19 protein-coding genes are annotated in these 23927 nt (G+C 73.3%); 9 read left to right on the plus strand and 10 right to left on the minus strand.

Features of this window, described 5'->3' with window-relative positions; genetic code table 11:
- Positions 1-272: 272 nt before the first annotated feature.
- Positions 273-944, plus strand: a complete 672-nt coding sequence (locus ACIP5M_RS12790) for a hypothetical protein (RefSeq protein WP_401195669.1) — start codon at positions 273-275, stop codon at positions 942-944.
- 20 nt (positions 945-964) lie between these two features.
- On the opposite strand, the gene ACIP5M_RS12795 is transcribed toward ACIP5M_RS12790, so the two are convergent.
- Together ACIP5M_RS12795 and ACIP5M_RS12800 are read right to left on the minus strand one after the other, a co-directional pair.
- Complete coding sequence (locus ACIP5M_RS12795) at positions 965-1411, minus strand: ATP-binding protein (RefSeq protein WP_401195672.1); 447 nt, start codon at positions 1409-1411, stop codon at positions 965-967.
- 83 nt (positions 1412-1494) lie between these two features.
- Positions 1495-2286: an SDR family NAD(P)-dependent oxidoreductase gene (locus ACIP5M_RS12800; RefSeq protein WP_401195674.1), complete on the minus strand. Its 792-nt coding sequence runs from the start codon at positions 2284-2286 to the stop codon at positions 1495-1497.
- A gap of 143 nt (positions 2287-2429) precedes the next feature.
- Here ACIP5M_RS12800 and ACIP5M_RS12805 point away from each other — a divergent pair, with 143 nt between their 5' ends.
- Complete coding sequence (locus ACIP5M_RS12805) at positions 2430-3002, plus strand: TetR/AcrR family transcriptional regulator (protein ID WP_401195677.1); 573 nt, start codon at positions 2430-2432, stop codon at positions 3000-3002.
- Positions 3003-3012: 10 nt separating this feature from the next.
- On the opposite strand, the gene ACIP5M_RS12810 is transcribed toward ACIP5M_RS12805, so the two are convergent.
- The 7 genes from ACIP5M_RS12810 to ACIP5M_RS12840 form a co-directional block, all read right to left on the minus strand.
- The gene (locus tag ACIP5M_RS12810; RefSeq protein ID WP_401195680.1) at positions 3013-5943 is read right to left on the minus strand and encodes an NHLP bacteriocin export ABC transporter permease/ATPase subunit; all 2931 of its coding nucleotides are present in this window, start codon (positions 5941-5943) and stop codon (positions 3013-3015) included.
- Between the two features lies 1 nt (position 5944).
- Positions 5945-8221, minus strand: coding sequence for an NHLP family bacteriocin export ABC transporter peptidase/permease/ATPase subunit (locus ACIP5M_RS12815; protein WP_401196308.1), 2277 nt, complete (start codon positions 8219-8221; stop codon positions 5945-5947).
- Positions 8206-9012: a hypothetical protein gene (locus ACIP5M_RS12820; protein WP_401195682.1), complete on the minus strand. Its 807-nt coding sequence runs from the start codon at positions 9010-9012 to the stop codon at positions 8206-8208. The genes ACIP5M_RS12815 and ACIP5M_RS12820 overlap by 16 nt, the downstream gene beginning before the upstream one ends.
- Before the next feature lie 99 nt (positions 9013-9111).
- Positions 9112-9351 carry a hypothetical protein gene (locus ACIP5M_RS12825; protein ID WP_401195684.1) on the minus strand — a complete coding sequence of 80 codons (240 nt, stop codon included), beginning with the start codon at positions 9349-9351 and terminating at the stop codon, positions 9112-9114.
- 430 nt (positions 9352-9781) lie between these two features.
- The gene (locus ACIP5M_RS12830; protein ID WP_401195686.1) at positions 9782-10795 is read right to left on the minus strand and encodes a TolB family protein; all 1014 of its coding nucleotides are present in this window, start codon (positions 10793-10795) and stop codon (positions 9782-9784) included.
- Complete coding sequence (locus tag ACIP5M_RS12835; RefSeq protein ID WP_401195689.1) at positions 10792-12159, minus strand: MFS transporter; 1368 nt, start codon at positions 12157-12159, stop codon at positions 10792-10794. The genes ACIP5M_RS12830 and ACIP5M_RS12835 overlap by 4 nt, the downstream gene beginning before the upstream one ends.
- Positions 12160-12161: 2 nt before the next feature.
- Complete coding sequence (locus ACIP5M_RS12840; protein ID WP_401195692.1) at positions 12162-13049, minus strand: glycosyltransferase; 888 nt, start codon at positions 13047-13049, stop codon at positions 12162-12164.
- Positions 13050-13374: 325 nt separating this feature from the next.
- Here ACIP5M_RS12840 and ACIP5M_RS12845 point away from each other — a divergent pair, with 325 nt between their 5' ends.
- The 7 genes from ACIP5M_RS12845 to ACIP5M_RS12875 all read left to right on the plus strand — a co-directional run bounded on the left by ACIP5M_RS12845 (position 13375) and on the right by ACIP5M_RS12875 (position 23183).
- On the plus strand, positions 13375-14481 hold the full coding sequence (locus ACIP5M_RS12845; RefSeq protein ID WP_401195694.1) for a Gfo/Idh/MocA family protein: 1107 nt from the start codon (positions 13375-13377) through the stop codon (positions 14479-14481).
- A 129-nt stretch (positions 14482-14610) separates the two neighbouring features.
- Positions 14611-15642, plus strand: a complete 1032-nt coding sequence (locus ACIP5M_RS12850) for an NAD-dependent epimerase/dehydratase family protein (RefSeq protein WP_401195697.1) — start codon at positions 14611-14613, stop codon at positions 15640-15642.
- A complete protein-coding gene (locus ACIP5M_RS12855; protein WP_401195700.1) occupies positions 15639-16799 on the plus strand; it encodes a DegT/DnrJ/EryC1/StrS family aminotransferase in 1161 nt (386 codons plus the stop codon). The genes ACIP5M_RS12850 and ACIP5M_RS12855 overlap by 4 nt, the downstream gene beginning before the upstream one ends.
- A complete protein-coding gene (locus tag ACIP5M_RS12860; protein ID WP_401195702.1) occupies positions 16796-17695 on the plus strand; it encodes a NeuD/PglB/VioB family sugar acetyltransferase in 900 nt (299 codons plus the stop codon). The genes ACIP5M_RS12855 and ACIP5M_RS12860 overlap by 4 nt, the downstream gene beginning before the upstream one ends.
- Entirely contained in the window at positions 17692-18807 is a 1116-nt protein-coding gene (locus ACIP5M_RS12865) for a DegT/DnrJ/EryC1/StrS family aminotransferase (protein WP_401195705.1), read from the plus strand. The genes ACIP5M_RS12860 and ACIP5M_RS12865 overlap by 4 nt, the downstream gene beginning before the upstream one ends.
- A gap of 33 nt (positions 18808-18840) precedes the next feature.
- Complete coding sequence (locus tag ACIP5M_RS12870; protein ID WP_401195707.1) at positions 18841-22137, plus strand: DUF4082 domain-containing protein; 3297 nt, start codon at positions 18841-18843, stop codon at positions 22135-22137.
- The gene (locus ACIP5M_RS12875; protein ID WP_401195709.1) at positions 22134-23183 is read left to right on the plus strand and encodes a glycosyltransferase; all 1050 of its coding nucleotides are present in this window, start codon (positions 22134-22136) and stop codon (positions 23181-23183) included. Before ACIP5M_RS12870 ends, ACIP5M_RS12875 begins: the two co-directional genes overlap by 4 nt.
- 17 nt (positions 23184-23200) lie before the next feature.
- Here the strand turns inward: ACIP5M_RS12875 and ACIP5M_RS12880 are convergent, their stop codons facing one another.
- Positions 23201-23905, minus strand: coding sequence for a hypothetical protein (locus ACIP5M_RS12880; RefSeq protein WP_401195711.1), 705 nt, complete (start codon positions 23903-23905; stop codon positions 23201-23203).
- Positions 23906-23927 lie beyond the last annotated feature (22 nt).

Genomic DNA, 23927 nt, shown 5'->3' on the forward strand with positions numbered 1-23927 from the left:
GTCCCGCGCCCCCGCCGATGTGCCGGCCCCGCTGCCTCCGCCTGCCCGGCCTCCCGCTCCCGCGGCCGGCGGGCCGCCCCAACCGGGAGGTGTCCGGGCGGGGTTGCTCCCCGTGAACGGTCGGATGTGACGAATCGGTCTCGGCTCGGGGAAAGTCGGCGCCCGGCTCCGGCAGAAGGGTTTCCCTGGTCAGGCGGCCGGGACGCGCCGTTCCCTGCGTTCGCCCCCGTCCCGGTACTTCCCTGCACATGGATCTCTGCGAGAGGTGTCACATGGCCCAGCCCGCCACGGTGAGTCTGACCAAAGCGTCGCCCACGGTTTCACTGGACAAGCACGGGGTGTCCTCGGGGCTGATCAAGGTCAATCTGAACTGGACGTCACCGCAGGCGGCGGCCGCGCGGGCAGCCGGCGAGGCCCGGGGGTTCTTCGGCCGGATACGGGCGTCATGGCGATCGGCCACGGCCGGGAACGTGGACCTCGACCTGGGCTGCATGATCCGGTGCACCGACGGCACCAAGACCGTGGTGCAGGCCCTGGGGAACGCGTTCGGTGCCGTGGACCGCTTCCCCTACGTGGCGCTGGACTCGGACGATCGGACCGGGGCTCGTGCGGCGGGCGAGAACCTCGTCATCAACCTGGACCATCGCGCCGAGTTCCAGAAGCTCCTGCTCTTCGTCTACATCTACGAGGGGTCGGGGGACTTCCGCGGCCTCGATGCCGTGGTGACGCTCACCTCCGACCGCGGTGACCGGTTCCGGGTCAGCCTCGACGACTGTCCGCCCCAGGCACACGCCTGCGCCATCGCCCTGATCAAGCGGCAGAAGGGCGAGCTCGTGATCGGCCGCGAGGTGCGGTGGTTCACGCCGCAGGACGGGCCCGGTGTCCAGGACGTGATCTCCCGGGCGTACCGGCTCGGCATGAAGTGGACTCCGGGCACGAAGTAGCCGGCCGCCGCGGCGGAGGCTCACGTCGCACGGCCGGCCGTCGGCCGTCCGGCGAAGGACACGATCTCCTCGAGGCCCGGCTGGTAGCCGTCGCTCGTGTCCACGACGAGGGTCGGCACGTCCATCGCGATCGGCATCCACGACTCCAGCGGGCGCTCGCCGTCGGCGATGGCCTGCAGCAGCTCCTGGTCGGCGTGGGCCGCCCGCCGGGCGCTCTGCTCGGCCCGGCGCACGATCCGCTCGTGCGCCACCGCGCTGTCCACGGTGCACCGCACCACGCGGATGTCCGCGATCTCCGCCGGCGGCTCCAGGTTCGGCCGCCACACCTTGTCCTGGAACGCCGCCTCCGCGACGACGGTGACCCCGCCCTCCGCCAACGTGCGCAGCACGTCGAAGAACACGGCCGGCGTGCGCTTGCTCAGCGGATCCCCGGTCCTCGCCTCGAAGCCCGGGGTGGAGTGGACCATCCCTTCCCCCCGGCACGCCGAGAGCGCGCACCAGACGCCGCGGCGCCGCCCTCCGGGCGACGAGGGGAGTGTGACGACAGGCCCTAGCGGCGCGAGCGCTGGGCCTCGACGATCTGGCGCACCGAGCCGTCGACGCCCGCGCGGGCCTGGACGCGCTCGGCGAACCCGGGGAACTGCCCGGCGATGGCGCTCAGCAGCCGCAGTTCCGGCGGTGCCACGTTGACCTCGCACCGGTCGCGGCGGACGGCTCGTACGACGCCGTCGGCGACCTGCGCGGGCGTCACGGTCCTGATGCCGTTCGGCGGGGTGGCGCCCGTGGCCGCGAACATCCCCGCGTCGCGGACGAAGCCCGGCTGGACGAGGGACACCCCCACCCCCGTGCCCCTGAGTTCCTGGCGCAGCGCGAGGGCGAACCCGCGCAGCCCGAACTTCGTGGCGTTGTAGAGGGAGGTGGACTTGGTCGCCGCCTTGCCGGAGATCGAGCCAACCAGCACGATGTGGCCCCGGCCGCGGGCCACCATGTGCTCCGCGAGCAGCCGGGACAGCAGGACGGGCGCGCGCAGGTTGACGTCGAGGGCGCGGTCGAGCTGCTCCTCGGTGTAGTCCAGGAGGTCGCCGCTGGCGGGCAGGGCGGCGTTCGCGACGAGGACGTCCGTCTCGGCGCAGGTCTCGGCGAGCCGGACCACGTCGGACCGGAGGGCCAGATCGGCGACCACGGTGCGGGCGCCGCAGGCGTCGGCGGTGGCTTTCAGGGCCTCCTCGCGGCGGCCGGTGACCGTGAGGCGGGCTCCCTGCGCCGCCAGCCGCGCCGCCAGGGCTGAGCCGATGCCTCCGGTAGCCCCGGTGAGCAGAACGTTCGATCCGGATATGTCCACGATGCCTCCCGTGCGACTGCCCTCTGCTGTTCGTTCGAACGAACAGTAGAGATCGCTCCGCCCCGTGTCCACACCACGGGCCCCCCAACTCCCTGCCCCCGCACGGGACGTCACGGCGGCGGCGGATGGGGCAGAATGTCGACATGCCCCCTGCTTCCGACACCCGCCAGAGCATCATCGACGCCGTACTGCGGATCATCGGGCAGGACGGCATCGCCGCCGTCACCAACCGGCGGATCGCCAAGGAGGCCGGCGTCTCCCTCGGTTCCGTCACCTACCACTTCGCCACCCAGCACGAGCTGCTGCGCGAGAGCCTGCTGCACTTCGTGGCCGAGGAGACCCGGCACTTCACGGAGCTCGCCGACGCCTGCACCGACGAGCGCTTCGACATAGGGCAGGCGGCCGAGGTGGTGGCGCAGGTCGCGGGCGGCAACGCCTTCGACAGCCGCCACATCGCGCCCTTCGAGCTGTACGTGCAGGCCGGCCGCGACGAACGGCTGCGCGCCGCCGCGGCCGAATGCTTCGCCGCCTACGACCTGCTGGCCACCCGGATCCTGACCCAGCTCGGCGCGGCGGACCCCGAACGGCTGGCGGGCGCGGCCGTCGCCCTGGTCTTCGGCCAGCAGCTGCGCCGCCTGGCCACCGGCGCGCCCGCCGAAGACCTCGTCGACACCCTGCTGATCCTCGCGAAGTTCACTCCGGCGCAGACGCCGTAGACGTACGCCGTCAGCGCAGCTGGCGGCGGACCAGGTCGTGGAAGAGGCCCGTCGGGTCGGCCAGGAGGTCGGCCGGGGGGCCCTGTTGGACGATGCGGCCGTCCGCCATGGCGATCACACGGTCGGCGTCCATGATCGTGGACAGGCGGTGGGCGATCACGATGCGGGTGGCCTGCAGGGCGCGGGTGGATTCGATGACGACGCGCTGGGCGTCGTTGTCCAGTGCGCTGGTGGCCTCGTCGAAGAAGAGGATGCGCGGCTTGCGGATGAGGGCCTGGGCGATCATCAGGCGCTGGCGCTGGCCGCCCGAGACGGTTCCGCCGCCGTCGGACAGCATGGTGTACATGCCCATCGGCATGGCCTTGATGTCCTCGGCCAGGCCCGCGAGCGCGGCGGCTTCCCAGGCCTCCTCCAGGGAGAACGTTCCGGCGCCGCAGATGCAGTCGAGGATCGAGCCGGTGAACGGCTGGGCGTTCTGGAGGACGACTCCGCACTGGCGGCGCACGGCCGCCTGGTCGAGCGCCGCCAGGTCCTGGCCGTCGTACAGGACGCTGCCGGAGACCGGCTTGTCGAAGCCGATGAGCAGCCGCAGCAGGGTCGACTTCCCGCAGCCGCTGGCGCCGACGATCGCGACGAACTCCCCGGGCCTGATGGTGAGGTTGATGTCGTCCAGGGTGAGCGGGGCGTCGTCCGAGTAGCGGTAGGACAGGCCTTTGGCCTCGATGGCGCCCGTCAGGCGGCCCGGCCGGGTGCTGGAGCGGCCCGCCTCGGGGGCTTCCCGGAGGATCGGCTTGATCTGTTCGAACATCGGCAGTACTTCGGCGGCCGAGATGAGGGCGCCCGTCAGCTGCGTGACGCAGGACAGGAGCATCGTCAGCGCGGTGCTGAAGGTGAGGAACTCGCTCGCGGACATGGCGCCGCGGGCCGGCCCGGCCAGCAGCATGAACATCACCAGGGTGCACAGCGGCAGGTAGACGGCGCCCAGCACCGTGATGGTGTTCTGGATCCGGCCGATGCGCTGCTGGAGGTCGCGGGTGCGGGCGAACTCCCGGGCCCAGGCGGCGTACGCGAAGCTCTCCGCCGCGGCGACGCGCAGCTTGGGCAGGCCGCGCAGGGTCTGGAAGGCCTGGTTGTTGAGCTTGTTGCCGAGCGTGATCAGCCGGCGCTGGTAGCGCAGCTGCCACAGCCCCAGGCCCAGGAACACCGCCGCGATGACGACCAGCATGGCGAGCGCCGCCATCGCCAGCGGCACGCTGTAGACGAGCAGCAGCACGAGGTTCATCGTGCCGACCGTGCCCGCCTGTACGCACACCGAGCCGATGCCGGACAGCACGCGGCGGATGGCGCTGATGCCCATCGCCGCGCCGGCCAGCTCGCCGGTGGAGCGGCCGGCGAAGAACGTGGTCGGCAGCCGCAGCAGCCGGTCCCACACCGCCGGTTGCAAGGTGGCCTCGATCCGGCCCTCCATGCGCAGGATCGAGGTGTTCTGCAGCAGCATGAAGGCGGCCGAGACGACGGCGGTGGCGATGAGGGCCACCCCGGTCTGCACGATGAGGCCGCTCTCGGCCTGCGGGACGTACCGGCCGAGGACCTCGCCGGTGGCGACGGGCACCAGCGCGCCCAGGACCACCGCGACCAGCCCGCCCAGGATGATGCTGCGCAGCTCCGGGAAGGTGCCCCGCACGCTGAAGCGGAGCAGCGCCGGCAGGCTTACCCGGCCGTCGGGCAGCGGGCGGTAGAGCATGACGCCGTGCGGTGCGAAGGCGGCCTCGTTGGCCTTGCCGATGCGCTCGCGCGTGCCGGTGGCGGGGTCGACCGCCTCGTAGCCGCCTCGCCGCCACAGCAGGGCGACGGGGGCTGCGTCCTCCTCGCGCCGGCCCACCAGCGGGCCGCTGTTCTCCCGCCACCAGCGTCGGGCGAGCCGGACCGGCCGGGTGCGGATCCGTGAGGCGAGGGCGATGCGTTCGACCGGGTCGAGCTGGTCCGACGGGTCGCCGGGCCCGTCCGGTTCCGACAGGGTGATGCGGGCCGCCGCGGCCACCAGGCGGCAGGCGGCGAAGGTGGCATCGGCGCTCGCGGCCCGGTGGGTGTCCCGCCCGGAGCGGCCGATGGACGCCAGCAGGGTCCGGTCCGCCTGGGTGCTGGCCGCCCGGCCGGCCTCGATGCCGGCCGCCGTACGGTCCTCGTGGGCGCGTTCGAGCCGTTCGATCCAGCGGTCCAGGGCGTACAGCAGCCGGTACTGCTGGTCGACCATGCCCTGCCACACCGCCGCGTCGACGAGGAGGGTGCCGACCGCCTCCGCCTCGTACACGGCGCCGTACTGCACGCTGCCGGGCGTGATCTGCATCCACAGGATGTCGTCGTCGGCCCCGCCGTGGCCGGTGGGGCCGGCGCTGCCGTCCGGCTGCGCCTGGTAGAGCACGCGCAGGCCGCGGCCGATGCCGCGCGCGAAGGCGTCCTCGAGCGGGCTCGGCCGGGCGGCGGGGGCCGCGCCGTAGTGCGCCTGGTCCGCGTACCACTGTCCGCCCTGGTACGGGTCGCCCGCGAACGGGTCGCCCTGGAACCCGTCGCCCGCGAACCGGTCGCCGTAGTCCGGGCGGTACAGCTCACGCAGTTCGATGCGGCGCAGCAGACATCCCTGGAGGGGCCGGCCGACGAGGGTGTGGTCCGGTCCCTCGGCCGGACCCAGCAGCAGGGTGCCCGGCTCCAGCCGCCCCAGGAAGTGCCAGTGCCCGGCCTGGGCGGCGTCGACGGCGAAGAGGTCCAGCTCGCCCCGCACGACGAGCCACAGCACGAGCGGGCCCTCCAGGGACAGGCTGCGCAGTCCCGTGCAGTCGACCGGCGCGCCCAGTCCGCCCAGCGCGGCGACGACCGGGTCGGGGGCCCCGCCCGCCGGGCCGGGAAAGGCGGTGACGGTGTCGTGGTGGGGCGCGTACGTCACCTCAGTGCTCCTTGACCAGTTCGGCGTACGGACCCTGCGCCGCGACCAGGTACTCGTGCCGGCCGCGCTCCACGACCGTCCCCCGGTCGAGTACGAGGATCTCGTCGCTGTCGCGCACCGTGCTCAGCCGGTGGGCGATGACCACGCAGGCGCAGCCGCGCCGGCGCAGGTTGTCGATGATGATCTGCTCGGTCACCGCGTCCAGGGCGCTGGTCACCTCGTCGAGGACCATGACGCTGGGGCGGCGCACCAGCGCCCGGGCGATCTCCAGGCGCTGGCGCTGGCCGCCGGAGAAGTTGCGGCCGTCCTGCTCGACGCGGCTGTGGATGCCGCCGGGGCGGCGGGCGACCACGTCGAGGACGGCGGCGTCCTCGAGGGCGGCGGTGACGGCCTCGTCGGGGATGGACGGGTCCCACAGGGTGACGTTGTCGCGGACGGTGCCCTCGAAGAGGAAGACGTCCTGGTCGACGAAGGAGACGGAGGCGGCCAGCGCGCCGCGCGGGATGTCCTCCAGCCGCATCCCGTCGATGCGGACGGTGCCCTCCCAGGGGGCGTAGAGGCCGGAGATCAGCCGGGAGACGGTGGACTTGCCGCTGCCGGAGCCGCCGACGAGCGCGACCTGCCGGCCGGGGCCGACCGACAGGGAGAAGTCCTTGAGCAGCGGGGCGTCCAGCGGGCTGTAGCCGAAGGTGACGTTCTCCAGCTCCACGTGGCCCTTGAGGCGTCGGGTGCCGACGGCGGGCTCGCGCCGCGAGTGGACCGGGTCGGCGGGGAAGTTCTCGACGTCCTTGAGGCGGGCGACGTCCGCGGCGAAGTCCTGGATCCTGCCGGCGACGCCGCCGAGCCGGGAGATCGGTGCGGTGAAGCTGGTGACCAGGGCCTGGAAGGCGACGAGCAGACCGACGGTGAGGTGGCCCTCCACCGCCCGCAGGCCGCCGATCATCAGGATCAGCGCACTGTTGAGCGCCGCCAGCGTGGGCGCGACGATCGCCAGCCACGCGCTGGGCACGCCGAGCCGCTGCTGCACGTCGAGGGTGACCGCGTGCTGTCCGGCCCAGCGGCGGAAGAAGCCGTTCTCGCCGCCGGTGGCCTTCATCGTCTCGATGAGCTGCAGGCCGCTGTAGGAGGTGTTCGTCAGCCGGGCGCTCTCGGCGCGCAGCTTCTGGGTGCCGGTGGCCCTCAGGCGGATCACGATCCGCAGGGCCACCACGTTGAGGAGCGCGATCAGTTCCCCGACGAGGGTGAGCTGCGGATCGTACGTCCACAGCAGCACGGCGTAGAGCACGACGACCACGGCGTCCACGCCCGCGGCGGCGAGGTCCCGGGCGAGGGTTTCGGCGACCGCGTCGTTGGACTGGAGGCGCTGGACCAGATCGGCCGGGCTGCGCTGCGCGTAGAAGGTGACGGGGAGCCTGAGCAGGTGCCGCAGGAAGCGGGCGCTGCCCAGGGTGGAGGAGATGATCCGCCCGCGCAGCAGATTGGCCTGCTGGAGCGCGGTGAGCGTCGCGGTGAGGACGAGGGCGACGGCCATCGACGCGAACAGCACGCCCAGCAGGGACGTCTGCTCCCCGATGAGGAACATGTCGATGTACGTGCGGCTCAGGGCCGGTACGGACACGCCGACGGCCACCAGCAGCAGGCTGGAGACCACGGCGGCGGCCATGGTGCCCGAAGTACCGCGCAGGCGGGCGGGCATGGCGCCCAGGACGCCCGGCTTGCGGCCGCCGCGGCGGAAGCCCTCGGCGGGCTCGAAGGTGAGGACGACGCCGGTGAAGCTGGTGTCGAACTCCTCCATCGGTACGAAGCGGCGTCCCTTGCCGGGGTCGTTGACGTACACGCCGCGGCGGCCGAGGCGGCGGCCCATGCCGTCGTAGACGACGTAGTGGTTGAACTCCCAGAAGAGCACGGCCGGGGCGCGCACCCCGGCGAGCGCGGCCAGGTCCATCTGCATGCCCTTGGCCGCCAGTCCGTAACTGCGGGCGGCCTTCAGGAGGTTGCTGGCACGGGAGCCGTCGCGGGAGACGCCGCAGGCGATGCGCAGTTCTTCGAGGGGGACGAAACGGCCGTAGTGGCCGAGCACCATGGCGAGGGCTGCGGCGCCGCACTCCACGGCCTCCATCTGGAGCACCGTGGGGGTGCGCACGGGGCGGGGCGTCCTGCCCCGGGGGGCGGGCGCGGGCGGTCTGCGGCGGCTGCCGCCCTTGGGTTCGGGGCGGTGGCGGCGGCGTCCGGCGGGCGGGAGCTGCGGAGCCTGCGGGGCGGTCACGGCAGCAGCCAGTCGACGGGGCGGCGGGCCGCGAGATGGACGGCTCCGGCGACGGGGGTCGCCGAGTCGACGGCGTACGGGGGCCCGTCGGTGGAGGACCACCGGTAGCCGGACCTGGTGGTGGAGGAGCGCTCCAGCTGGACGAGCACGGCGACCGGGTTGCCCTGGCGGGAGAACTGCTCGGCGAGGCCGCGGTCGCCGAGGAAGCCGCTGATCTGCGCCTGCGTCTGGGGCGCTCGGCCGACCGCCTTGACGCGGCCGCGCAGCATGCCGAACTGCTGCTGCGGGACGGACTGGACGCTCAGGTCGACGGAGGCGCCCACGGGGATCGCCGGGCCGCTGCCGCCCGGCACGTACAGCACGGCCACCAGCGGGTCGTCCGGACCCTGCACGCGCTCCACCGTGGCGACGTCCGCACCGGTCGTGACGACCGAGCCGACCTTCGCGACGAGGGTGGTCAGCCGGCCGGCGGTGACCACGCGCACGGGACGGTCGCCCTGCTCCGTACGGACGTTGAACAAGGGCGTTCCGGCGGCCAGCAGCCGGCCTTCCTCGGCGAGGATGCCGGTGACCTGACCGGCGACGGGGCTCTGGAGCACGTAACTGCCCTCGGCGTGGGTGAGGATGCCGGGCGCGGTCAGCTTGGAGGACACGGTGCCGGTGAAGGCCCAGAAGCAGGCGGCGGCCATGACGACCACCGTGACGGCCAGGACGAGCCGGCCCTGCGGGCGGGCGAAACGCACCGGCACGTCGAGCTCTTCGGGCGATTGCAGCTTGGAAAGCGCCTTTTGGCGAAACTGCACGGACTATTCCTTCAACTGCATTCGTACGGTCGGGCGTGCGGGCAGCCAGGAACCCCGGAGCCGCGGCAGTGCACTCCGGGGTTTCTGGGTATTTCCCGATCAGAGACCGGCGCGACCGGTGTTCACCGAAACGCCGGTGATGCCCGAGACCAGGCCGGGGACGTGGGAGACGATGCCCGTGGCGGTCTGGACGGTGCTGAGGGAGCCCACGAGGCCGACGACGTCGTTGACGTCGCTGGTCACGGCGCCGGCCAGGCCGCCGGACACGTTGATGAGGCCGCCGGAGACGGCGTCCAGCTCGGTGTCGTCGATCTCACGGGTCTCGATGTCGTTACGCATGGCGCGCACCTTTCATTGGGGGGAGGAATAACTTCCTGCGGCAGTTGGGGGCCCGAAAAACCCGGCCGTCATTCACCACCGCCGCAGTGCGCATGATGAAAGCACGCGAACGGGTGGCCCGGCCAATCCCGTTGACGTCCCATCACGGCCGGATGGGCACCTCTGACGCCCACCGTGGAGCATCATTCACTGAAAAGTGACGGCTTCTTCACAAGATCGAGTAACACATACGCGCCGCCTGTTCCTTACATGGAACCGATCGGGGCAAAACACCACGAATGCAAGGCTACGGCTGGCGCTCGTACGGGAGTTGTGGAGGCCGGCCGTCCCGGTCACGCACACGATGTGCAGATTTTCGGAAGGCGCGTGCCGTAACGGTCCCCTCACCGCCGGTGCGGGTCCACGGGCGGCGCACCCCGCGCGGGGGAGGTCAGCCGAGGCGGGCCGGGGAGCCGGCGGACGGGGTCAGGAGGCGCGGGGTGCCCGAGCCGTCGGCGGGGACGGTCCACAGGTCCGTGCTGTCGACGACGCCGTCGGCGGGCAGGGCGTAGGCGAGGGTGCGGTCGTCGAGCCAGGCGGCCTGGTCGTCCACGCTGCGCTTCTCGGCCAGGGCGTGTTCGCGGAGCGTCGCGAGGTCCATCACGTGCTCGCGCCACAGCGAGGCCCCGCGCTGCACGCGCTTCTTGTACGCGATGCGGGTCTCGTCCGGGGAGAGGGAGGGGCACTCGACGTTCTGGGCGAGGGTGGTGACCGTGCGGCGGGAGAGGGAGCCCCTGACGAGATGGGTCTGGCCGGCCGTGGCGAGGGTGGCGTAGAAGGTGTCGTCGTCCTTGGAGAAGGTGACGCCCCAGAAGTTCACGTCCGCCGCGCGGTACTCCCGGCCGTCCATGAGGATCGTGAACTCCTCCAGACTGGGCACGAGTTCCCAGCTGCGGGTGTCCACGATCGCGGTACGGGTGGAGAAGAACGCGGAGCCGTAGGACTCGCCGGACACGAAGACGGTCCAGGCGGCGAACCGGCCGCTCGGGGACACGCGGGCCCGGCTGGGCGTGCCCGCGAGGGGGAATTCGCGCCGCGTGCGCAGCTCGGCGTCGACGATCAGGGCGCGGTTGTCCTGGGCGAGCGCTCCGGGCGTCGAGCGCAGGCACACGCCGGTGCCCGCGGCGGCGTGGAAGCGCCGGCAGGTCAGCTCGGAGGCGGTCCGTCCGGCCTCGGGCTTCCCGGCCGGAACCGACACCAGGGCGCCGCGGTGCGGGCCGCTGTCCGCGCTGAGGAAGGCCAGCGCGTCCCGCTGGGCGAGCGTGACCCGGCCCGCGGCGACCGCCGGGTGGCCGGCCTGCGGCTGGGCGGCGCGGGAGGCGCCGCGCAGCACCAGCGTGGCGGCGAGGCCGGCGAGCAGCAGCACCGCCGCGGCGAGTACGAGCAGGCGGCGTGACAGCGTCATCGGGTTCCTCGCGGGCGTGGGGAAGCGTCGGGGGCGGACGGAGCCGAGGGGTCGACCGGAGCCGAAGGGGCGACCGGCACCGAAGGGGTGGCCGGCCGCAGCACGAAGGCGGCCACGACGGCCGAGCACAGCAGGCCCGCCGCCGCGCCGGCGAGGGCCGGACCGGGGCCCCAGAGCGTCCACGCCCCGCCGAAGGCCAGCGAGCACCCGAAACGGGCCAGCGCCTGCCCGGTGCCGACGAGGGCCAGGCCGGTGGCCCGCAGCCGTCCCGGAACGGCGGCGGCGACGGCGGCGGGCAGCACTCCGTCGGTGGCGGCGTAGAACAGGCCGTGCAGTACGAGGACCAGGTACGGCAGGGCCGGCTGCCCGCCGGGCGCCCACAGCAGGAGCCCGTAGGCGGCCAGCAGGAGCGCGTGCCCGGTCAGGAACACGGTGCGCCGCCCGATCCGGTCGGCCAGGACCCCGGCGGGTACGGCCAGCAGCAGGAACACCGCGGCGGTGCCGAGCGGGAGGAGCGGGAACCACTGCTCGCCGATGCCGGTGCGCCGTTGCAGCATCAGGTAGACGAAGGCGTCGCTGACCGTGGTGAGGCCCAGCAGGGCGGCGCAGCCCGCCAGGGCGCGCAGCCGGGGCAGCCGCAGCAGGGCCAGTGCCTCGCGCGGACGCGGGGCGGGCGGCCGCACCCCGGCCGGCTCCGGCGCGCCGCCCATGGTGGCGGCTGCACCCGCGCCCGGGGTTCCCGGTACGAAGAGCACGAGGACCACCACGCCCAGGACGGCCACGCACGCGCTCACGCCGAAGACGGTGTCGTATCCGTCGGCCACCGCGCTCAGGATCAGGAAGGCCGCGAACGGGCCGAGCAGTGCCCCGGTGGTGTCCATGGCCCGGTGCACGCCGAAGGCCCGCCCCTGCGATCCGGCGGGTGCGGACAGGGAGATCAGCGCGTCGCGCGGCGCGGTGCGCAGCCCCTTGCCGGTGCGTTCCAGGGCGAGGACCACGCCCACCGGGCCGAGGCCGTGGGCGAACAGCAGCAGCGGCTTGCACAGGGCGGACAGGCCGTAGCCGATTCCGGCGATCAGCTTGTGGTTGCGGACCCGGTCGGCGAGGTGCCCGCCGGTCAGCTGCACCAGGGCGCTGACTCCGTTGTAGACGCCGTCGAGCGCGCCGAAGCCGAGGGGGCTCAGGCCCAGTCCGGCGACGAGGTACAGGGGCAGGACGGCGGTGACCATCTCGGAGGAGACGTCGGTGATCAGGCTGACGGTGCCGAGCGCGAGGACGGCCGGGGTGAGCGCGCGCGCCCGTACGGGTCCGCGGCCCGGCCCGTTCTTCGGCCGGGCGGGAGCGGAGCGGTCCGCGAGGTACATGGTCAGGAGCTCCCGGTACGGCTGCTCTCGTCCCTCAGCCAGGTGGAGAAGTCCCCGTTCCGGATGGCCTTGCGCGCTCCCCGCCGGGCGGCGAGGGCCGCCGCCGCGAACACCACGACGCCTGGGAGCAGCCGCGGCCGGTCCCTGAGCAGGGCGCGCAGGTCGGCCGTGCCGGTGCGCGCGGACGGTGCGGCCGCCGCCCCTCCCCGCCCCGATTCCTGGAAGCGCTCGAACTGCGCCGAGGAGGTGGCCGCGCGGATCCGCCGCCTGACCAGGTCCGACCAGGTGCGCGGCGGATGCACCACCACCCGGGCGGTGTCGACCACGCGCCGCTCCCCCGGCCCGAACGCCTGGGAGGCGGCCAGGTCGTCGGCCATCAGCGGGGGCAGGGCGGCGATCCGGGCGTGGCCGGCCTCCGACACCGCGATGACCCCCCGGCCGAACAGCCCCTCGCGGACGGCCGGCAGCCGCTGCCACACCCCGTAGTAGGCCCGTACCGGCCACGCGCACCCGGTCAGCGGGATCTCGCGGTCCGGGGCGGCGGCCAGCAGGTCCGGGCTCCGGGACAACGCGCCCGCCAGGGCCCGCACGTCGGCGGCCCCCACGACCACATCGGCGTCCACGTAGACCCGGGGGAAGCCCCGCGCGTGCTCGTCGCCGACCCGAAGTGCCGCGTGTTTGGAAGGAGTCGGGATCTCGACCACCCGCACCAGGGGCCCGCGCGCGGCCGCCACCCGGGCGGTGTCGTCCGTACAGCCGTTGCAGACGACGACGATGTCCACGTCGCCGCCGGTGCCGGTGCCCCCGGCCGCGGCGCCGGCCAGGAGCGCGTCGAGGAGGCGGCCGATGACCCGGCCCTCGTTGTGGGCCGGTATCACGATGCTGGTCACCCGGGCAGTATGCACGCTCGAACACCTGCACCGGGTGATTCCCCCAACTCCGCCCGGGGGTACGCCCGGTGGTCTAGATTGAACGTCGCCGACCGGATTCGGCGCGCTTCGGCGGGGTGGGGATCAATCCGGAACGCCGGGGGGCGGAAGCAGGCGCATTACGCAGGGCATCGGTCGTGGGGGGTCCATCACCGTTGAGCGGGTCACGCACGGTCGCGCACGCGTCCGGCCCGCCGCCGACGGCACTTCCATCCATCGCACGCGTCCCGGCCATGAGTTGTCGACACGCCAGCCGGCGTGGCGTCGCGGAAGGAAGGGGAACGCCGTGAAGGATCCAGTGCGGGATGCGGTGCAGGACGCGGTGCAGGACGCGGGCGGCCGGGAGCCCGGAGGCCCGTTAGGCGTCGCCGTGGTCGGCGCGGGCTACTGGGGTCCCAACCTCGTCCGCAACTTCCAGTCCAGTCCCCGCTTCCGGCTCCGCTGGCTCTGCGATCTGGACGTGGACCGGGCCCGGCAGGTGCTCGGCGGGTATTCCACCGTCCAGGCGACCTCGGACTACGCGGCGGTCCTCGCCGATCCGGCCGTGGAGGCGGTGGCGGTGGCCACACCGGCCGGGACCCATCTGGACGTCGCACTGGCCGCCCTGCGGGCCGGAAAGCACGTCCTCGTGGAGAAGCCGCTCGCCGCCACGTACGAGGACGGGCTGCGGCTGGTGGCCGAGGCCGAGGAACGCGGTCTCACGCTGATGTGCGACCACACCTACTGCTATACCCCGGCCGTGGCCCGCATCCGGGAGATGGTCCGCTCCGGCGAGCTGGGCGAGATCCAGTTCGTCGACTCGGTACGGATCAACCTGGGTCTGGTGCAGAAGGACATCGACGTCCTGTGGGACCTGGCCCCCCACGACCTGTCGATCCTCGACTTCATCCTCCCCGACCACGTCCAGCCGGTCGCCGTCGCCGCGCACGGAGCCGACCCCATCGGGGCCGGGCAGTCCTGCGTCGCCTATCTGACCCTCCAGCTCAACACCGGCGCCATCGCCCACGTGCACGTCAACTGGCTCTCCCCGACGAAGGTGCGCACGACCATGGTCGGCGGCTCCAAGCGCACCCTGGTCTGGGACGACCTCAACCCCGCCCAGCGGGTGGCGGTCTTCGACCGCGGCGTGGACCTGTCCGCCCCGCAGGAGATCGGCGCGGACGAGCGCCGCGACATGCTCGTCTCGTACCGGACGGGCGACATGGTCGCGCCCGCGATCGGCGAGAAGGAAGCGCTGCGCAGCATGGTCGAGGAGTTCGCGGACGCCATCGGGACACGGAGGCCGGCGCTGACCGACGGCCGGGCCGGGCTGCGGGTGCTGGACATCCTCGAAGCGGCCTCCAGGAGCCTGGAGTTCCGCGGCGCGGTCGTCGGACTGCGCACCGGGCGCTGAGCGTTGCCGGACCGCTCGCACGGCGGGCGTTCACACGGCGGGCGTTCGCACGGCGGGCGTTCGCACGGCGGGCATTCACACGCGGGCGTTCACACGGAAAACCATGACCGACTCAGTGGGGGCAGGGCGTTGAGCAGCGTAGAGGGCAAGAGGATTCTGGTCACCGGCGGGGCGGGCACCATCGGCTCGCACGTGGTGGACCTGCTGGTGGACAAGGGGGCACGCGAGGTCGTGGTGCTCGACAACTTCGTACGGGGGCGGGCCCCCAACCTGGACCGCGCGCTGGCCGGCGGCGTGGTGGAGGTCGTCGAGGGCGACATCCGCGACGTGGCGACGGTCCGCAAGGCGACCGAGGGGGCCGACCTGGTGTTCCACCTCGCCGCCATCCGGATCACCCAGTGCGCGGAGGAGCCCCGGCTGGCGAACGAGGTGCTGGTGGACGGCACGTTCAACGTGCTGGAGGCGGCGGCCGCCGCCGGCGTGGGCAAGGTGATCGCCTCCTCCTCGGCTTCGGTGTACGGGCTCGCCGAGACCTTCCCGACCACCGAGCGCCACCACCCGTACAACAACGACACCTTCTACGGGGCGGCGAAGGCCTTCAACGAGGGGATGCTGCGCAGTTTCCACTCCATGTACGGGCTGGACTACGTCGCGCTGCGCTACTTCAACGTGTACGGCCCCCGCATGGACATCCACGGGTTGTACACCGAGGTGCTCATCCGCTGGATGGAGCGGATCGCCTCGGGCGAACCGCCGCTGATCCTCGGCGACGGCACCCAGACCATGGACTTCGTCGACGTCCGGGACATCGCGAGGGCCAATCTGCTGGCCGCGGAGTCGGACCTGACCGACGAGGTGTTCAACGTCGCGAGCGGGACGGAGACCAGCCTCCTCGACCTCGCGCTCGGCCTGCTGGAGGCGATGGGTGCGGAGGGGCTGGCGCCGGTGCACGGACCGGCCCGCGCCGTGAACGGGGTAACCCGCCGGCTCGCCGACACCGCACGGGCCGCCGAGCGCCTCGGCTTCACGGCGGAGATCGACCTGCGCGGCGGGCTGCGGGACCTGGTGGACTGGTGGCGGGCCGAGCGCGCCGCCGATGCCGCGACGGCCGGCGCGGCCCCCGACGCCGCCGCGCCCGCCGCCCCGAAGGCCGGCCGGTGAGCGCCCCGGGCGCCGCGCCCGCGGACGCGCGCATCCCGGTCATGGTGCCCTGGCTCGGTGACGAGGAGGCGCGGGCCGCCGCCGACGCGGTGCTCTCCGGCTGGGTCGCCCAGGGCCCCCGGGTCGCCGAGTTCGAGCGGGCCTTCGCCGACCGGGTGGGCGCCGAGCACGGCATCGCGGTGAGCTCGTGCACCACCGCCCTGCACCTCGCGCTCATCGCGCTGGAGCTCGGGCCGGGCGACGAAGTGGTCGTCCCCTCGCTGTCGTTCATCGCCACGGCCAACGCGGTGCGCTACGTCGGAGCCCGGCCGGTGTTCGCGGACGTCGAGGAGTCCACCGGCAATCTGACCCCGGCCACCGTCGACGCGGTCCGGACGCCCCGTACGAAGGCGGTCCTCGCCGTGCACCAGGGCGGGGTGCCCGCGGACGTCCACGCCCTGCGCGCGGCCTGCGCCGAGTGGGACCTTCCGCTGGTGGAGGACGCGGCCTGCGGGATCGGCGCGACGGTGGGCGGCAAGTCCGTGGGCCACGGCGCGCTGCTCGCCGCCTGGTCCTTCCACCCCCGCAAGGTGATCACCACCGGCGAGGGCGGCATGCTCACCACGGACGACGCGCGGTGGGCGGAGCGGCTGCGCCGGCTGCGCGAGCACGGCATGAACGTGTCCGCCGCGCAGCGGCACGCGAGCGGAAAGCCGATCCTCGAGAGCTATCTGGAGGTGGGCTACAACTACCGGATGACCGACATCCAGGCCGCGGTCGGTCTGGTGCAGCTCGGCAAGCTGGACGCGATCGTGGCCCGGCGGCGGGCGCTCGCCGCCCGCTACACGGAGCTGCTGGGCGCGATCCCGGGGCTGCGGCCGGTCCGGGACCCCGACTACGGCCAGGGCAACTTCCAGTCGTACTGGGTGCTGCCGGCCGAGGACTTCCCGGTCGGCCGGGACGAGCTGCTGGCCCGGCTCTCGCAGGCCGGGATCTCGGCCCGGCGCGGGATCATGGCCTCGCACCTGGAACCGGCCTACGCGGGGCACGGCGCGGCCCCGCTGCCGGTGACCGAGCGGATCAGCCGCGACTCCCTGATCCTGCCGCTGTTCCACACCATGACGGAGGCCGAGCAGGACCGGGTGGTGGCGGCGCTGCGCGAAGCGGCCGGCGGATGAGCGGGCCGCAGACCGGCACCGGGACCGGCACCGGGACCGACGAGCTGCTGATCGTCGGCGCGGGCGGGTTCGCCCGGGAGACCGCCCAGGCCGTACGGGACGCGGCCGCCGCCGACGCGGCGCACGGCCGCGCCCCGCGGTGGCGGCTCGCCGGGCACCTCGACGACGACCCGGCCCTGCACGGCCGGAACGTCGACGGCGTGCCGGTGCTGGGCGGCTGCGACCGGGTGCACGAGCTGCCGGCCGCCCGGGTGGTGGTGTGCGTGGGCAGTCCGCGCGACCAGGCCGTACGCGCCCGGCTCGTACGGCGCCTGGGGCTGCCCGAGAGCCGGTACGCGACGGTGGTTCACCCGACGGCGGTGGTGTCCGGGTCCTCGGTCCTCGGTGCCGGCTCGGTGCTGCTCGCGCACTGCGTGCTGACCGCCGCCGTCCGGGTCGGCGCGCACGTGGCGGTGATGCCGCACGTGGTCCTCACCCACGACGACACGGTCGGGGACTTCGCCACGCTCGCCTCGGGGGTCCGCCTCGGCGGCGGGGTGCGGCTGGGCCGCGGGGCGTACGTGGGGGCGGGCTCGCTGGTCCGCGAGTACGCGCAGGTCGGCGCCTGGTCGCTGACGGGAATGGGAAGCACGGTCCTGGCCGATGTGCCGCCCGGCGAGGTCTGGGCGGGCAGCCCGGCCCGCCGGCTGCGCGCGGCGGGGCGCCCGGCGCTCGACGAGCTGGCCCGCGACGCGGCACGGGCCGCCGGGGGCGGGGGGCACGCCGGGGGCAAGGGGCACGCCGGGGCAGCCGGCCGGGAGGACGGAACCGGCCCGCAGCCGGAGGCACGCATGCCAGACGCACGGACGCCGCACACACCGGTGCCGGACACACGGATGGGGAGCCCAGTCATATGAACCAGATACCGCTCGTCGACCTGAAGGCGGCCCACGCCGAGGTGGCCGACGCCTTACGGGCAGGGTTCGACCGCGTGCTCGCGGACACCGCCTTCATCGGCGGTGAGGAGGTCCGCGCCTTCGAGCGCGAGTACGCCGACTTCGCCGGGGTCGGGCACTGCGTGGGCGTCGCCAACGGCACGGACGCCCTCGAACTGGCCCTGCGTGCCAGTGGGGTCGGCGTCGGCGACGAGGTGGTGCTGCCGGCCAACACCTTCATCGCCACCGCGGGCGCCACCGCCCGCATCGGCGCCCGCCCAGTCCTGGTCGACTGCCTCCCCGACACCCTCCTGATGGACCCGCAGGCCGCACTGGACGCGGTGGGCGGGGCCACGCGCGCCGTGGTGCCGGTCCACCTGTACGGGCAGTGCGCGGCCACCGCGGAACTGTCCGCGGCGCTGCCCCCGGGCGTACGGATCGTCGAGGACGCCGCACAGAGCCAGGGCGCGACCCGCGACGGCCGCTCCCCCGGCAGCGGCGGGATCGCCGCGACCAGCTTCTACCCGGGCAAGAACCTGGGCGCGTACGGGGACGCGGGTGCGGTGGTGACCGACGACGAGGAAACGGCCGGCCTCGTGCGGGCGCTGGCCAACCACGGCGGGACGGCGAAGTACCGCCACGACGTGGCCGGCTTCAACAGCCGGCTGGACGGTCTCCAGGCCGTGGTCCTGCGGGCGAAGCTGGCCCTGCTGGCCGACGGGAACGCGGCCCGCCGGGCCGCCGCCGCCCGGTACGACGCGCTGCTGGGCGACCTGGCGGCCGCAGGCCGCGTGACCCTGCCGGTCACGGCGCGGGGCAACGTCCACGTGTGGCACCTGTACGTCGTACGGGTCTCGGGAGCCGACCGGGACGCCGTCGTCGGCAAGCTCAACGCGGAGGGCATCGGCGCGGGCGTGCACTATCCGGCTCCGGTCCACCTCACTCCGGCCTTCGCCCACCTGGGGTACGGCCGCGGTGACTTCCCGCACGCCGAGCGGGCCGCGGAGCGGATGCTCTCCCTCCCGCTCTTCCCGCAGATCACCGCTGCCCAGCAGCAGCGGGTCGTGGACGCGCTCACCGACGCGCTGCGCTGACGCCCCTGTGCTCACGTACAAGACGAGGTCCAGATGAACAGACGGAGAAGGTTGCTCCGGTACGGTCTCTTCACCGTGGTCGCGACGCTGCTCGCCACGGTCCTACCCCCGTCCGCGGAGGCCGGTGCGGCCGACCCCTGCGGTCCCGGTTCGAACGCCGTCGTGTGCGAGAACTCCAAGCCGGGCACCCCGATGTCCGAGTGGTTCGCGCCCAACGCGTACGGCGAGATCAAGGGGTTCAGCGCGCAGACGAGCGTCCAGGCGGGCGACACCGTCCAGTTCAAGGTCCAGTCGCCGACCCCGTACCGCGTCTCCGTCTACCGGCTGGGCCACTACGCCGGCAACGGGGCCCGCCTGCTGTCGACCCCGGCCCAGGCGGCCACGACGTACCCGGCGAACGTCCCGGCGGGCGGGAACCCGCGCAGCTGCACCACGAAGCCCGCCACCGGCCTGGTCGACTGCGGCAACTGGCCCGTCACGGCGACGTGGACCGTGCCGGCCGACGCCGTCTCGGGCCTGTACCTCGCCAACTTCGACCAGGCGGACGGCGGCGGGGTCATGCCCTACCCGTTCGTCGTCCGCAACGACGCGAGCCACTCCGACATCGTCGTGCAGACCAGCGACGAGACCTGGCAGGCGTACAACGACTACGGCGGCCAGGACCTCTACGGCGGCGGGGGGCCGGCCCCGGACGGGCGGGCGTACGAGGTCAGTTACAACCGGCCCCTGGACATCGGCGGGGACAACGGGATCTTCGGATCCGAGTTCCAGATGATCGCGTGGCTGGAGCGCAACGGCTACGACGTCAGCTACATCACCGGCATCGACACGGCGACCCGCGGCCCGCTGCTGCGCAACCACAGGGTGTTCATGTCCTCGGGCCACGACGAGTACTGGACGCAGGAGCAGTTCACCAACGCCCTCGACGCGCGCCGCGCCGGCGTCCACCAGACGTACTTCAGCGGCAACGAGGTCTTCTGGAAGACCCGCCTCGCGCCGAGCATCGACGGCGCGGCGACCGCCAACCGGACCCTGGTCAGCTACAAGGAGACCAAGCTGTCCTTCCCGCAGCCGAACGGCATACCCGACCCGAGCGGGATCTGGACGGGCACCTTCATGGACCCGGCCAGTGCCTCGGGCGGGCGGCCCTTCCAGCCGCAGAACCAGCTCACCGGCTCGCTGTTCAGCGTGAACGGCTACCGCAGCGACGCGATCACCGTGCCGGGCACCTTCGCCAAGCTGCGGCTGTGGCGCCACACCACGGTCGCGAACCTGACTCCGTCCCAGACCGCCACCTTCCCGACCGGCACGCTCGGCTACGAGTGGGACAGCGACACGGAGAACGCCACCCGCCCCGCCGGGCAGATCCGGCTGTCGTCCACCACCGTGGACATCACCGACGACAAGCTCCTGAAGGACTACGGCAACACGTACGGGAACGGCACCGCGACGCACAGCCTGGTCGCCTTCCGGGACCAGACCTCGCACGCGCTGGTCTTCGGCGCGGGCACGGTGCAGTGGTCGTGGGGCCTGACGAACATGCCCACGAGCAATCCCGACGACACCGTGGTCACCGAGGACAAGCGCATGCAGCAGGCCACGGTGAACGTGTTCGCCGACATGGGGGTCCAGCCCAAGTCCCTGCAGGGCGACCTGGTCGCCTCGACCGCCTCCACGGACACCGTGGGTCCGGCGGTCACGGTGACCGGCCCGGCGGCGAACGCCACCGTACCGGCGCTGCGGCCCGTGACCGTCACGGGCACGGCCACCGACTCCGGTGGCGGCGTCGTGGCCCGCGTGGAGGTCTCCACCGACGGCGGCACCACCTGGAAGGCGGCCACGGGCCTCGGTTCCTGGAGCTACCAGTGGACCCCGGCCACTCCGGGGCCCGTGCAGATCAAGGTGCGCGCGGTGGACGACAGCGTGAACATCGGCGCCACCACCACGGTGCCGCTGACCGTCGGCCCCCAGCAGTGCCCCTGCACGGTCTGGCCGGCCGCGGCGGTGCCGGGCACTGTCAACGCCGGTGACGGCAGCGCCGTCGAGCTCGGCGTGAAGATCCGCTCCTCGGTGGCGGGCTCGATCACAGGCGTCCGGTTCTACAAGTCCCCCGCCAACACCGGCCCGCACACCGGAAGCCTGTGGAGCAGTACCGGCCAGCGCCTGGCCACCGGCACCTTCACCAACGAGACGGCGTCCGGCTGGCAGCAGCTGAACTTCCCCTCACCGGTGCCGGTGAAGGCGAACACCACGTACATAGCCTCCTACTTCGCGCCGCACGGCGGCTACTCCTTCGACACCACCTTCGCCGCCGGGGACGCGGGGCTGGCCCCGCTCACCGCGCTGAAGAGCGGCACCGACGGCGGCAACGGCGTCTACCGCTACAGCGCCACGGGCGGTTTCCCGGCCACCGCCTCCAACGGCAGCAACTACTGGGTCGACGCGGTCCTGGACACCTCCACCGCGAGCACCACCCCGCCGACCGTCACATCGACCTCGCCGCAGTCCGCGGCGACCGGCACCCCGATCACGGCGACGGCCACGGCGACCTTCAGCACGGCCGTCGACGCGGACACGCTGGTGTTCACGCTGAAGGACTCCGGCGGCGCCACCGTGCCGGGCACGAAAACCCTCGGCGCGGCGAACAGCGCGACCTTCACGCCGTCCACGGAACTGGCCCTGAACACCACCTACACGGCGTCCGTGCAGGCCGCCGACCTGTGGGGCAACACCATGGCCGCGCCGGTCACCTGGAACTTCACCACCAGCGCCTCGCCGCCGGCGGTGAACTGCCCGTGCACGCTGTGGGGCAGCGGTGCGACGCCGAGCACCTCCCATGCCGGCGACGACGCCAACTCGGTGGAGCTGGGCACCCGGTTCCAGTCCGCGGTGAACGGCTACGTCACCGGAGTCACCTTCTACAAGGGCCCTGGCAACACCGGCACGCACACCGGCAGCCTGTGGTCCGCCTCCGGCACGCTGCTGGCCACCGGCACCTTCGGCAGCGAGACCCTGTCCGGCTGGCAGCAGCTCAAGTTCGCCACTCCGGTGCCCGTCACGGCCGGCACCTCGTACGTGGCCTCGTACCACGCGCCGAACGGCAACTACTCGGTGGACGGCGGCTACTTCACCGGTGCGCATCGCTCCTATCCGCTGGTCGCCCCGGCCGACGGCAGCGGCGGCGGCAACGGGCTCTACGCGTACGGCTCCACGACGGCCTTCCCCGCGAACACCTTCGGCTCGGTGAACTACTGGGTCGGCCCGGTGTTCACCACCACCCCGCCCGCCGCCGCCCCGTCTGCGGCCTCCTCGGAGGTGACCGCCCAGTGAGCACGGTCAGCGTCGTGATCCCCTGCTACAAGTACGGCCACTTCCTGGCCGACTGCGTCAAGAGCGTCCTGGACGAGCAGGAGGGCGTCGACGTCCGGGTGCTGATCATCGACGACGCCTCGCCCGACGACTCCGCGACGGTCGCGCGGGCCCTGGCGGCCGCCGACCCGCGGATCGAGGTCCGCGTCCACGAGCGCAACATGGGGCACATCGCCACCTACAACGAGGGCCTGCTGGAGTGGGCCGACGGCGACTACGTGGCCCTGCTCTCCGCGGACGACCGGCTGGTCCCGGGGGCGCTGGTACGGGCCGCCGCCCTGCTCGACGCGCATCCGGAGGCGGGCTTCTGCTACGGCAGGCCGCTGCGCTTCCGCCACGGCGGCCCGCTGCCCGCGGCCCGTACGCGGAGCACCGGATCGGTGGTCTACCCCGGACGGTGGTGGCTGGACCGGCGCTTCCGGGAGGGCACCGGGTGCATCACCTCGCCCGAGGTGGTGGTCCGCACCAGCCTGCAGCGCAAGGTCGGGGGCTACGATCCGCAGCTCCCGCACGCCGGGGACATCGAGATGTGGATGCGGCTCGCGGCGCACGCCGACGTGGGCTACATCCGGGGCGCCGACCAGGCCTTCTACCGGGTCCACGGCGGCAACATGTCCACGACGGACTTCGGCGGGCAGCTCGACGACCTGCGCCAGCGCCTGGTCGCCTTCGACTCGGTGCTCGACAAGTGCGCCGATCTGCTGCCCGGGGCGGACCGGCTGTCGCTGGCGGCGCGCACCCGGCTGGCCCGGTACGCGCTGCGGCGCGCCTACCGGGCCTACGACCGGGGGCGTACCGCGGTGGTGCCGGTCGAGGAGCTGGAAGCGTTCGCCGCCGAGTGCCTGCCCGGCGGCTACACCTCGCTCGGCGAGTACCGGGCGCTGCGCCGGCGGCGGAGCATCGGGGCGCGGGCCATGCCCTACCTCCAGCCGCTGGTGCTCTCGGCGGTCGCCGACCGGGGCCGCGAGTGGCTGTGGTGGCAGTCCTGGAAGCGCCGAGGGATCTGATGGACCACCAGCAGGGCTCAGCGGGACGCGGCCTGCGGCGCGCGGCCATCCCGTGCCGGGGTCTGGGGACCGGTGTCGGTGCTTCGGCGCCGGCGTCGGTCCCGGCGCGTCAGGAGCCGGTCGGTCCACAGGGCCGCCGCCACGCCGCCGACCGCCGCGAGCAGCGCCACCCCGGCCAGGCCCCGGCCGCGGTCACCGGTCCGCTCCACGGCGGTCGGCGGCACCAGGAGGTCGACGCTCATCCGTGCCGGCTCCGGGACCCCCTGTCGCGTCTCCAGGTCCGACAGGTGCCTGGCGTAGACCTCGATGACCGTGCGCACGGCCGCGTCGGCGGCGGCCGGGTCGGACTGTTCCGCCTGGACCTGCAGGGAGGGGATCAGGTGGCGTGGGGTGACGCTGGTGCCGCTGTTCCGCGGCACCAGCCGGTAGGTGCCCTCGACGCCGGCGGCCCTCAGCTCGGCCGCGCCGTCGGGCGCGAGCAGCTGCTGTATCACCGCGTACGAGACGGCGGCGAGCGGTGGCTGGAGGTTGGCGAGCTGGTTCGGCTGGCTGCCGGTCACGGGCGGCTTGAGCACCACCACCGCCGAGCTGACGTACGTCGGGTCGGGGCGCAGGACCTGCGCTCCCCCGGCGGCCGCGAGCAGCACCACCACGAGCAGGACGTACCAGCGCCGACGCAGCGCGCGGACCAACTCACCAGGCGACACGGGGATCCCTTCCATCGTGACCGATCCTCGCAGGACA

The organism is Streptomyces sp. NPDC088762 (assembly GCF_044750905.1).
Lineage (GTDB): Bacteria > Actinomycetota > Actinomycetes > Streptomycetales > Streptomycetaceae > Streptomyces.